Origin of the sequence: Clostridium sp. Marseille-P7770 (assembly GCF_902143525.1) — a bacterium.
Lineage (GTDB): Bacteria > Bacillota > Clostridia > Lachnospirales > Lachnospiraceae > Pilosibacter.
Genome location: NZ_CABFVC010000001.1, coordinates 644,598 through 656,719, shown reverse-complemented (window position 1 = coordinate 656,719; position 12,122 = coordinate 644,598). Strand labels below are relative to the sequence as shown.

The following is a 12,122-nucleotide window of genomic DNA, read 5'->3' as shown; positions in this document are numbered from 1 at the left end:
AAATAAAATGCCGGTAGTAGAGGAGACATATGATATTGTAGTTGTCGGTGCGGGCCATGCGGGATGCGAGGCGGCACTTGCGGCAGCGAGACTTGGATTTGAGACGATCATGTTCACGGTCAGCGTGGACAGCATCGCTCTGATGCCGTGCAACCCGAACGTCGGAGGAAGCTCCAAGGGACATCTTGTCCGTGAGCTGGATGCCCTCGGCGGAGAGATGGGAAAAAATATCGATAAAACATTTATCCAGTCAAAGATGTTAAACGAGTCAAAGGGGCCGGCGGTCCATTCCCTGCGCGCCCAGGCGGATAAGCAGGAGTATACGAGATCCATGCGCCGCGTCCTTGAAAACACGGATCACCTGACGATCCGCCAGGCCGAGGTGGCTGAGATCCTGACGGAGGAGATCCCGGGAGAATACGGGACCTTTAAAGAGGAACACGGAGAAAACGGGCAGCAGGAGAGCAGCTATCCGGTGAAAAAGCGGATCATCGGCGTGAAAACGTATTCCGGTGCGAGCTATAAGTGCCGCGCGGTCGTTCTTGCAACCGGCGTATATCTCCGCGCGAGATGCATCTACGGGGATGTCAGCAATCCGACAGGACCGAACGGTCTGCAGGCGGCGAACCATCTGACAGACTCCTTAAAGGCAAACGGGATCGAGATGTACCGCTTTAAGACAGGAACTCCGGCGAGAGCAGATAAGAGAAGTATCGATTTTTCGAAGATGGAAGAGCAGTTCGGAGACAAGCGCGTCGTTCCGTTCTCCTTCTCCACGGATCCGGAGTCGGTGCAGAAAGACCAGATTTCCTGCTGGCTGACCTACACAAATGAGAAGACTCATGAGATCATCCGGAACAACCTGGACCGTTCGCCGTTATTCTCCGGTGCGATCGAAGGAACGGGACCGAGATACTGCCCGTCGATCGAGGATAAGGTTGTAAAATTCCCGGATAAGGAGCGCCATCAGGTGTTCGTAGAGCCGGAGGGACTCTACACGAACGAGATGTATCTCGGCGGAATGTCGAGTTCTCTTCCGGAGGATGTCCAGTATGCGATGTACCGGACTGTTCCGGGGCTTGAAAATGTCAAAATTGTTCGAAATGCATATGCAATTGAGTATGATTGCATCAACCCGAGACAGTTAAAATCGTCTCTCGAATTTAAAAATATCGATGGATTATTCTCCGGCGGCCAGTTTAACGGAAGCTCCGGATACGAGGAAGCTGCCGTTCAGGGCTTTATGGCCGGCGTCAACGCGGCGAGAAAGCTGCAGGAGAAGAGTGCAGTGGTCCTTGACCGTTCCCAGGCGTATATCGGGGTTCTGATCGATGATCTTGTCACGAAAGAGAATCATGAGCCGTACCGTATGATGACATCGAGAGCAGAATATCGTCTGCTCCTTCGCCAGGACAATGCGGACCTCAGACTTCGTGGGATCGGACATGAGATCGGCCTTGTGTCGGATGAGCAGTATGAATACGTGGTATGGAAAGAAAAAGCCATCGAGGAGGAGATTGCCCGTCTGGAAAAGGCGACGATCGGAGCGAACGAGAAAGTTCAGAAGTTCCTTGAGGCACATGGAAGTACAACATTAAAATCCGGAAGCACACTCGCAGAACTCATTAAGAGACCGGAACTGAATTATGAGATGCTGGCGGAACTCGACGAGAAGAGACCGGAACTTCCGGCTGATGTGCGGGAACAGGTTGACATAAATCTGAAATATGACGGATATATCCGCAGACAGAAGCAGCAGGTAGCTCAGTTCAAGAAGCTGGAAGGAAGAAAAATCCCGGCGGATCTCGACTATACGACGGTGAACAGCCTTCGAAGAGAGGCAGTCCAGAAACTGAATCTCTACAAACCTGAGAATATCGGCCAGGCGTCCAGAATTTCCGGTGTGTCTCCGGCTGATATTTCCGTGCTGATGGTACATCTGGAGCAGATGGGGAGAAAGTAATAACATGACAGATGAATTTGTAAAATTATTGGATCAGGGCTGCGCGGATCTCGGAGTGACGCTTTCGGATCAGCAGAAAGAGCAGTTTTTCAAGTATTATGAGATGCTGATCGAGAAGAATAAAGTGATGAATCTCACGGCGATCACGGAGCTTTCAGATGTGATCACAAAGCATTTCGTGGACAGTCTGCTCCTTGTTCTTGCTGCACCTGAGCTTGGATTAAAACTGGATGCGTCATCGAAATACAGCTGTATCGATGTGGGAACCGGAGCGGGATTTCCGGGAATTCCGTTAAAGATCGCATTTCCTGGCCTTAAGATCACACTCTTGGATTCCTTAAATAAGAGAGTCGGATTCTTAAATGAAGTGATCGAGGCACTGGGACTTACTGATATCACAGCAGTCCACGGCCGCGCCGAGGATTACGGCCGCGACCCGAAATACAGGGAACAGTTTGATCTCTGCGTATCCCGTGCGGTTGCGAATATGTCCACACTTTCCGAATACTGCATTCCGTTCGTGAAAAAAGGCGGCTATTTTATTCCGTATAAATCGGGGAAAGCTGACGAGGAGATCGAACAGGCGAAATCTGCGGTAAAAAAACTCGGCGGAGAACTGAAAGAAGTGATCGTAAAAGTTCTTCCGGAGACAGATGTGGAACGCACCTTTGTCCCGGTCAAGAAGATGGCAGTCACTGCAAAGAAATATCCGAGAAAGGCGGGACTTCCGGGGAAGGAACCGTTGAAGTAACGATTATTGATAAAAAACAAGCGCTGATCCTGATTTACACAGGACCGGCGCTTTGTTTTTATTTATGGGCAGGAATGTTTCACGTGAAACATTTGGGATATTTTTGATAAATGTCATCAGTTGAAAAACATCTGAATGATCGAGCTGACCTCCTCCGGCTTTTCAATCTGCGGAAGATGTTTTGTGTTGGCAATCGTGCTGGACTCGATCGCTGGGTTGCACTTCGTATATTCTTTTGTGATCAGATCGATATCCGGCTCCGCTTCACCGCCGAGAATATAGATGCTGTTGTCGATCTTTTCCAGAGTTTTTGTGATGTTACATTTCGTGTAATTACACTGGACGCTGGCGTAGACAGACTTCGGAGAGTCGCCAAGATGGGCGGACTCATAATATTTGTCGAGGTTGTGCGGATTTACATCGTACGGATTGTAGAAGTAGTTCTCGGAGAATGTTTTGGAGATGATACTTCTCGCAGATGCAAAATTGTAGAGCAGAGTTCCGACGATCGGGAGATCGAGGATCAACTTGTAACATTTTGCAGATTTTCCCGGTATATGGCAGCAGGAGAGGAGTGAGTCCGGATTGATGAACATCATCTGCTCAAAGAGATCCGGATTGTATCCGCAGGCCATTGTTGCGATCGGAGCGGAGGCACCGGTAGCGACAATATTTGTGCGGCGACCGATCTCAGACTTCACGAAATCGTTTAACAACTGCACATAGAGGAAGTTTGTATAAGTCAGGTTCGGTTTTTCGGAACGGCCGCAGCCTAAAAGGTCGATCGTGTAAATGGTGTAATGTTCTTTTAAAAGCGGGATCAAAGAATCCCATTCACAGCCGCTGGATGCATGAGTCAGATCATGAACGAGAAGAAGTGGTTTTCCTGTTCCGGTCTTTGTATAGTAAATATTGCCAAGTCTCCAGCGATAGCAGCGTGGCTCCGGCTGAGCCAGAAGATTTCTTGAAACCGCGGACATCTTGATGTATTTGTTGATCAGCGCTGTTCCGACAGCCGCACCGGCAGAGAGAAGAACAGCAGTGATGATTCTGTTTTTTGCTTTCATAGTTCACCTCGAAATTGGATGATGGAATATCGAATAGAAACAGGAACTTTTGCGAGAGAAGAGCAGTGAATTTATACCGCTTTCCCGGGCTGTTCCATGGATATATTATAATATAATTGGTGGGGAGATACAACAGGCGAAAGTATGAAATGTTTCTGAAGAAAATTGGCAGTTGTCTGAGAAAAAGATTTCAGATTAAAAGGCGGCAGTAGGAAGATTGGTGATATATTGGACTTAGGATAACAAGCGGGAATCCTCGGTTATTCAATTGCCGATGTAGTTCACAGAGGAATATCGAAATGAGGGAAAAAAGTTGTGCTTGATGGGAAATACATGGAAAGAAAATGGCGATGTTCCACGTGAAACATCAGAGCGAAAAAATCGGAAGAGCAGATTGTTTCACGTGAAACATTTTAATAAAAAACGAGTTGAGAGCGAAATATAATGTTCCACGTGAAACGTCTGAAAGAAAATGTACATGAACAAGAAAAACGGCTTATGTGAAAGACGGAAGATAGAAAGTGCTGGTAAGTATATTATAGAGCGGAAATGTTCCACGTGAAACATCTGAGAGAAAATGCACATGAAAAAGAAAATGGTTTACGGATAAGTACAAATAGAAAATATTGATGGGAAGAAAAAATGTTCCACGTGAAACATTTAAGAAAAGACACTGAAGTTTCGTAAAAGTATGAAAGAAGCTTAGAAAAGTACTATAAGAGAAAAATGAAAGAAAAACACTAAAAATAAATGGATAAGCCATGATACTTTATGTGAGACATGGAGCATCAAAAAGTAAACATAGAAATAAGATCTTGAAAAGAAAAAGGAAAGCGAGCTGTAAATTGCAGTATATGTTTCACGTGAAACATATACTGCGATGGATACGTTATAAACATTGTATAACAAAGCACTAATGCACGATCAGAAACTGTGCGGCTATGCCTTGTAGGAATTGCAAAAATGTTTCACGTGAAACATTTTTAATTTTATAGGGTAAATCAATAGGAAAATAGGGAAAATTGTGTTATACTAAGTTTCGCTAAAGTTTTGAATATAAATAGTAACGATAAAAATAGGTAGAGCTGACCTGCGGAAAGGATAGAGGTATGGGACGTATTATTGCAATCACAAATCAAAAGGGTGGTGTCGGAAAAACGACAACCGCGATCAATTTGTCGGCCTGCCTGGCTGAAGCAGGACAGAGAGTGCTGACTGTGGACTTTGATCCGCAGGGAAATACAACAAGCGGACTTGGATTGGAAAAAGGAAATATTGACAATACTGTATATGAACTCCTTATGGGAGAATGCACGGTGGAAGAGTGCATCAATCCGAGCGTTCAGGAACGTCTGGATGTAATGCCATCGGATGTGGATCTTGCAGGAGCGGAGATCGAACTCCTTGATATGGAGGAAAAGGAATGCATCCTGAAGAAAAATCTGGAGCTATTAAATAGTAAGTATGATTTTATCATTATCGACTGCCCGCCGTCTCTGAACCTTCTGACGATCAATGCGTTGACAGCAGCCAATACGGTACTTGTCCCGATCCAATGTGAATATTATGCACTGGAAGGATTAAGCCAGGTGTTGAAAACAGTAAATCTTGTTCAGAAAAAACTAAATCCGGCGCTGGAAGTAGAGGGCGTTGTATTTACGATGTATGACTCGAGAACAAATCTGTCTCTGGAAGTCGTAGAGAATGTAAAAGAACATCTGAATGAAAATATCTACAAGACGATCATTCCAAGAAACGTCAGACTGGCGGAGGCACCGAGCTATGGTATGCCGATCAATCTCTATGACAGCCGGTCATCAGGCGCGGAGAGCTACAGACTTTTAGCAGCGGAAGTCATCAGCAGAGGAGAAGAGATATAATGGCAAAGCGTGGATTAGGAAAGGGACTTGGCGCTTTTTTTGGAGAAGAGGTTGCAAATACGAAAGAAACTTCTGGAGAAAAAGTGAGCAGAAGTGAAAGAAAAGAACAGTTAATGGGAAAAACGGCTGAGAAAAAGCCGGAAAATACAGCTAAGAATACAGAAAAAACAGGGATAGCCGGGAACGGAGATGCGGGAAATAGTAGCGTGGTGAAGGGCCAGGAAAACCAGGGGAAGAATAAAAATGGTGTTTCCGGAAATGCGCCGTCAGCAAACGGACAGAAGGCAAATGAACCGATCATCATCGAAAAGATCGTAGAAAAACCGGTAGAAAAGATCGTTGAGAAGATCGTCGAGAAACCAGTCGAGAAGATCGTAGAAAAGATCGTCGAGAAGCCAGTTGAAAAAATCGTTGAGAAAGTGGTTGAAAAGCCGGTTGAGAAGATCGTAGAAAAACCTGTCGAGCAGACCTTAAAACTCAATCTGATCGAGCCGAACAGCGAGCAGCCGCGAAAGAATTTTGACGAAGAAAGTCTTCAGGAACTGGCTGATTCCATCAAACAGTATGGAATTCTACAGCCGCTGATCGTCCAGAAAAAGGGTAGTCACTACGAGATCATCGCCGGTGAGCGCCGCTGGCGCGCGGCAAAGCTTGCAGGGATCACGGATGTTCCGGTACTGATCCGCGAGTATGACAAACAGCAGACGATGGAGATCGCCCTGATCGAGAATGTCCAGCGTGCGGATTTAAACCCGATCGAGGAAGCACAGGCTTTCCAACAGCTGATCCAGGAGTTTCATCTGACTCAGGAGGAGATCGCGAATCGCGTTTCCAAGAACCGTGCGACGATCACAAACAGCATGCGTCTGTTGAAACTTGATTCCAGAGTGCAGGATATGCTGGCGGAAGGAAAAATTTCCAGCGGACATGCGAGAGCACTTTTAGGACTTGAGGACAGAGAACGTCAGTACCAGGTTGCAGTGAAGATCGTTGAAGAGAAATTAAGCGTCCGTGACGTGGAAAAACTTGTCAAGATGATGAACCGCCCGCCGAAGGAAAAGAAACCGGAAAAAGGACCGGATATTGATCTGATCTACCGTCAGGTTGAGGACAAATTAAAATCCATCATGGGAACCAAGGTTGTCATCAATCAGAAGGATAAAAATAAGGGAAGGATCGAGATCGAGTATTACTCCCAGGAAGAGCTAGAGAGACTGATCGAACTCATGGAATCTTTAAAATCATAAAAGCACAGACATAAACGGAAGGACAGAAAACAGAATATGGAAAACAGTATGTTATACAATCTTCCCATTGATCCAATGGCGCTGATCGTAGGATTTTCAATCCTGTCAGTGGCGTTGCTGATCGTGGTGATCATCTGTATTGTGAAGCTCAATAAACTGTACCGCAGATATGACATGTTCATGCGCGGAAAAGACGCGGAGACACTGGAAGATACGATCATGGACATCATGGACGAGATGGAAGAACTTCAGGAAAAAGACCGGGTGAGCCGGGATGCGATGAAGCAGCTTTCAAAGCAGATCAAGTCCTCGTTCCAGAAATTCGGATACGTCAAGTACAACGCATTTAAGGGTATGGGCGGAAATCTGAGCTTTGTCATCGCAATGCTGGATAACAACAACAGCGGTTTCGTACTGGACGTCGTTCACAGCCGTGAAGGCTGCTATATCTACTTAAAAGAGGTAGAGGAAGGAGCGACGGAAGTTCTCCTCGGCGGAGAGGAACAGGAGGCGCTGGAGCAGGCCCTGGGATATGTAAAACGTCCGACGATGGATGAACGGATCGCCCAGAAAGAGAAGGCTGCAGCTGGAAAGAAGAAAGAGAGAAAAGGTGGTTCCGGTGAGCAGGATATCGAGGTTCCGAGCAGCGAGCGGAAGAAGAGCGAGCGCATGAAAGAGCTGAGAAGACGTCAGGCAGAGCGCCGTGAAGATGAAGAAGAACGTGTAAAACGGTATGCGGACGCATACGATGTGGAAGAGGTCGAGATCCAGACAGATACCATCGAGGATTACGATGCACTGCCGGACGATCCCGATGGCGAGGATAAAGGAGATTATTGATCCATATGCATAAATTTTTACGTGCAGCTGGTTTCAGCATGTATACAAAGAAAAAAGATATTGAAAAGCTTCTGGATCTGCTGGAACGGCAGCCGTCGATGACGAAGTGTGTCCAGGTCGATGAGGACAGCAATGTCTGCGAAATGCGGACGGAAGTGGCCCCGGGACTTGGCATCTCGATCGTCGGGGAACTGAATGATGATGGAGACTTCGAGCGGGAATTTTACTTCCCGTATCTGGAGAGCAACATTGTCGGATCAACGGAAGAGTGTTCAGTCCAGCGGCATACGGAGAAAGAGACATACTCCGGAATGGTGGACGAGAATAAAGTCGGCATTACACTGATCTTTTATATCCAGAATTTCCTGGAATTCCGGGAAAAAATGCTGGATAAAGAGCATCACTCAAAGATCGGATCCGTCTGCTTTTCCGGTATGTCCATCGGAGGAAAGATCCTTCTTCCGATCAAAAAAAGTCAGAAACAGATCCAGAAGGCGAAGGTTGCAGCAAAAGACCGCAGCAGTCTGATCGAGGCCGCAAAGAACGGGGACGAGGAAGCGATGGAGACGCTGACGATCGAGGATATTGATCTCTACTCACAGATCTCCAGAAGAGCGATGAAAGAGGATCTCTACTCCATTATCGACTCCTGCTTTATGCCGTGTGGCGTGGAGTGTGATCAGTATTCTATTATTGGAGAAATTAAAGAAGTCGAGAAAATACGAAATATTTATACAAAAGAAGAAATTTATCGCATGAAGATCGAGAGCCATGACCTGGAGTTTGTGATCTGTATCAACAGTAAAGATCTCTTAGGAGAACCCCAGCCCGGACGCCGGTTCAAAGGGCAGATCTGGATGCAGGGAACCTTAAAGCTGGAACCGTATCGTGCGAAACAGAGTCAAAAATAGGAAAGTTTTCTAGGCAGCAGAAAGAGCTTTGTATGACCTTATTTTAACTAACAACAGCAAGAATTCTCCCACCTCTATAGGTGGTAAGATGAATTGCCAATGGAAAACTTAATGGCAGTGGTGGGCGGAGAGAAATCGGTATCCCCCACTGACACGAAGCAAATCACAGTCAGTCTCCGTTAAATTACCGGCTGTGGATTGAAACAATGAAATAAAACCTGAAGAAATACTTCTCTAAAAGTTGCGATTCCTTGACTTTCCGGCTTCTGTTTGGTAAGATATATATCGTAGTTTTTTAGACTGCATGTCTCTGTAGCTCAGTAGTATAGAGCGTTCGTCTCCTAAGGTTGCGTTACAACGGTCACCTCAAAAAAACTAAATAAGGGATTGCAGTTCGACTTTCATCGGGCTATAATCATATATTAGACACGTCCATATAGCTCAGCTGGATAGAGCACACGCCTCCTAAGAAGTAACCATGGTTAAAGCCGTGGAACTTAAAAAGGTGGTAACAATGAGTCCGATTAGAACAGTGGCATATAGAAATGTCGAAATAAGAAATCAGATGATTCATCACGAAAGTGATCGAGTTCATAAAGTTGGTCGCCGTGACCGAAAAGGCTGAAAAAGCCCGAAAATACGGCATTTGTTCCCATAGTTAAATGGATATAACAAGCGCCTCCTAAGCACTAGTTGAGGGTTCGATTCCCCCTGGGAACGTGCATTTTTTGCAGCAATGATCGTAAAAACTCATTGCTGCTTTTTCTTTTTTTCCGGTGCTCGTGAGCACCGAAAGAACACTTAAACGCAGATATCGAGCATCGAAATTTATTAACGGGCACCAATAGTTCATATTATTTAGGAGGATAAACAATCATGTGTACAGCAGCAACCTATAAGACAAAAGATTTTTACTTTGGACGAACCCTCGATTATGAATTCTCTTACGGTGATCAGATAGTAATTACACCACGTAACTATTCATTCCATTTCCGTCATGTTGGCGATATGAAAAATCATTATGCAATTATTGGAATGGCTCATGTTGCAGAGGATTATCCTTTATATTATGATGCGATGAATGAAAAAGGAGTGGCAATGGCAGGTCTGAATTTTGTCGGAAATGCTGTTTATTCCGAGGTTCAACCAGATGTGGAAAATATTGCACAGTTTGAATTTATTCCATGGATTTTAAGTCAGTGTGCTTCTTTAGCAGAAGTTCGTAAGCTTCTTAATCGAATTAATATTGTTAATACTCCTTTCAGCGAGCAATTGCCATTAGCACAATTGCATTGGATTATCGCTGATGAAAATGAATCAATTACTGTAGAGTCTATGTCAGATGGTCTACATATTTACGATAATCCTGTAGGAGTGCTTACGAATAATCCGCCATTTCCACAGCAGATGTTTCAATTAAATAATTATATGTATTTATCCCCAAAGCAACCCCAAAACACTTTTGGAGGAAATTTGGCTCTTAATGCATATAGTAGAGGTATGGGAGGTTTAGGTCTTCCGGGAGATCTTTCATCTTCTTCTCGTTTTGTGCGTGTGGCTTTTACAAAGGTAAATGCAATTTCAGGTGAATCTGAGGAAGAAAGTGTTAGTCAGTTCTTTCACATTCTTGGATCTGTGGATCGGCAACGTGGATGTTGCGAAGTGACTGATGGAAAATATGAAATCACATTGTATACATCTTGTTGTAATGTTATTAAAGGTATCTATTATTATAATACTTATGAAAATCATCAGATCAGTGCGGTAGATATGCATGCAGAGGATCTGGAAAGTAATAAATTGATTTGTTATCCAGTAATTCAAGGGGAACGAATCAATTATCAAAATAAATAGTATTTTGAATATAGAGCTGACGTAGAAAGAAGAGGTGGAATACATATGAAGCAAGATACCTTAGAAGGAAAAGCAAAAACAACAAATGGAATAAAACGATTGTGCTTTTCCATAATCTGTATTTTTCTTGAAGTGATTTTTATTATTACTATCGTAACGCGCTTGAATGAATATGCAGAAATCATAAATTTATTTACCAGAATTTTAAGTGGAATCTTAGTTTTGAGATTGTATGCGTCAGATAAGACATCTTCTATGAAAATGCCTTGGGTCATTTTAATTCTGATTTTCCCAATTATGGGTGTAGGCCTGTATTTATTGATTGGCTTGAATGGTGGCACGCATAAAATGCGTGAGCGATATGCAGAAATTGATAGCAAATTGTTACCAATGCTTCCAGACAATCAGGAGTGTTTAAGCAGAATAAAAGAAAAGATTCCGAAAGCAGGAAATATTGCAAGTTACATACAAAGAAATTCGTGGTATCCAATCTATCAGAATACGGATATCAAGTATTTTGATGAAGCAGTAAAGGGATTAGAGGCACAGCTTGAAGAACTTGCGAAAGCACAAAAGTTTATCTTCATGGAATATCATGCGATAGAAGATGCTGAAGCTTGGCATAAGATTCAAGATGTTCTGGAAGAGAGAGTAAAAGCCGGTGTGGAAGTCAGGGTATTCTATGATGATATGGGGTCTATAGGTTTTATTAACACAGATTTTGTAAAAAAGATGGAGAGTATAGGAATTCATTGTCGTGTATTCAATCCATTTGTGCCAGGCTTAAATCTATTTTTGAACAATCGTGATCACAGAAAAATAACAGTAATTGATGGAAAAGTTGGATTTACAGGTGGATATAATATTGCAAATGAATACTTTAATTATACGCATCCGTATGGGCAGTGGAAAGATACCGGTATTCGTTTAGAAGGAGATGCTGTTCAGTCGCTTACAGTGACATTTTTAGAAATGTGGAATGCTGTTAGTGAAAAAGCTACGAATGATACTGATTTTAGTAAATACATTATTCATTACGATTATAAAGCACAGCAAACAGGTTTTGTTCAGCCTTATGCAGACAGTCCTATGGATAATGAGCAGGTCGGAGAAGAAGTTTATATCAGTATGATAAATAAGGCCGAAAATTACTGTTGGTTTATGACACCATATCTAATTATAACAGACGAAATGACACATGCGTTATGTCTGGCTGCTAAGCGAGGAGTAGACGTAAGAATTATCACACCAGGAATTCCTGATAAAAAATTCATTTATAATATAACTCGCTCTTTTTATCATGGATTGGTTAAACATGGAGTGCGAGTTTATGAATGGACACCAGGATTTTGCCATGCGAAAATGAGTATAGTGGATGACTGTATGGCAACCTGTGGAACAATCAATCTGGATTATAGAAGCTTATATCATCATTTTGAAAACGGCTGTTTTATGGCAGATTGTCAGGCAGTTGTGGAAATTAAAAATGATCTGATAAGAACGATGGGAGAATGTCGTGATGTAACAGATCAATATTGTACTGGGCGCAGTGCATATTTGCGACTGGGACAATTATTTATGAGATTATTTGCTGGATTGTTATAAGAAT

At 43.7% G+C, this 12,122-nt stretch carries 9 protein-coding genes and 1 tRNA gene; 9 read left to right on the top strand and 1 reads right to left on the bottom strand.

Annotated elements, in window-relative coordinates; translation table 11 throughout:
• Positions 1–7: 7 nt before the first annotated feature.
• Together mnmG and rsmG are read left to right on the top strand one after the other, a co-directional pair.
• Positions 8–1,963 carry a tRNA uridine-5-carboxymethylaminomethyl(34) synthesis enzyme MnmG gene (gene mnmG, locus FN001_RS03045; RefSeq protein WP_142410753.1) on the top strand — a complete coding sequence of 652 codons (1,956 nt, stop codon included), beginning with the start codon at positions 8–10 and terminating at the stop codon, positions 1,961–1,963.
• Positions 1,964–1,967: 4 nt separating this feature from the next.
• Positions 1,968–2,714 carry a 16S rRNA (guanine(527)-N(7))-methyltransferase RsmG gene (gene rsmG, locus FN001_RS03040; RefSeq protein ID WP_118322274.1) on the top strand — a complete coding sequence of 249 codons (747 nt, stop codon included), beginning with the start codon at positions 1,968–1,970 and terminating at the stop codon, positions 2,712–2,714.
• Positions 2,715–2,830: 116 nt separating this feature from the next.
• Here rsmG and FN001_RS03035 read toward each other — a convergent pair whose 3' ends face one another.
• Positions 2,831–3,781 (bottom strand): alpha/beta fold hydrolase, encoded by a 951-nt coding sequence (locus FN001_RS03035; RefSeq protein WP_118533359.1) that lies wholly within the window; start codon positions 3,779–3,781, stop codon positions 2,831–2,833.
• A 1,109-nt stretch (positions 3,782–4,890) separates the two neighbouring features.
• Here FN001_RS03035 and FN001_RS03030 point away from each other — a divergent pair.
• The 7 genes from FN001_RS03030 (at position 4,891) to cls (ending at position 12,118) form a co-directional block, all read left to right on the top strand.
• Positions 4,891–5,661 (top strand): ParA family protein, encoded by a 771-nt coding sequence (locus tag FN001_RS03030; RefSeq protein ID WP_142410752.1) that lies wholly within the window; start codon positions 4,891–4,893, stop codon positions 5,659–5,661.
• Positions 5,661–6,908, top strand: coding sequence for a ParB/RepB/Spo0J family partition protein (locus FN001_RS03025; protein ID WP_486463468.1), 1,248 nt, complete (start codon positions 5,661–5,663; stop codon positions 6,906–6,908). The genes FN001_RS03030 and FN001_RS03025 overlap by 1 nt, the downstream gene beginning before the upstream one ends.
• Positions 6,909–6,944: 36 nt before the next feature.
• Positions 6,945–7,748, top strand: coding sequence for a DUF4446 family protein (locus FN001_RS18665; RefSeq protein WP_142410751.1), 804 nt, complete (start codon positions 6,945–6,947; stop codon positions 7,746–7,748).
• Positions 7,749–7,753: 5 nt separating this feature from the next.
• Complete coding sequence (locus FN001_RS03015) at positions 7,754–8,659, top strand: DUF3881 family protein (protein WP_118533355.1); 906 nt, start codon at positions 7,754–7,756, stop codon at positions 8,657–8,659.
• Positions 8,660–9,307: 648 nt separating this feature from the next.
• Positions 9,308–9,379, top strand: a tRNA-Arg gene (locus tag FN001_RS03010).
• 156 nt (positions 9,380–9,535) lie between these two features.
• The gene (gene bsh / locus FN001_RS03005) at positions 9,536–10,513 is read left to right on the top strand and encodes a choloylglycine hydrolase (protein WP_142410750.1); all 978 of its coding nucleotides are present in this window, start codon (positions 9,536–9,538) and stop codon (positions 10,511–10,513) included.
• Between the two features lie 45 nt (positions 10,514–10,558).
• On the top strand, positions 10,559–12,118 hold the full coding sequence (cls, locus tag FN001_RS03000) for a cardiolipin synthase (protein WP_142410749.1): 1,560 nt from the start codon (positions 10,559–10,561) through the stop codon (positions 12,116–12,118).
• Positions 12,119–12,122: the final 4 nt, after the last annotated feature.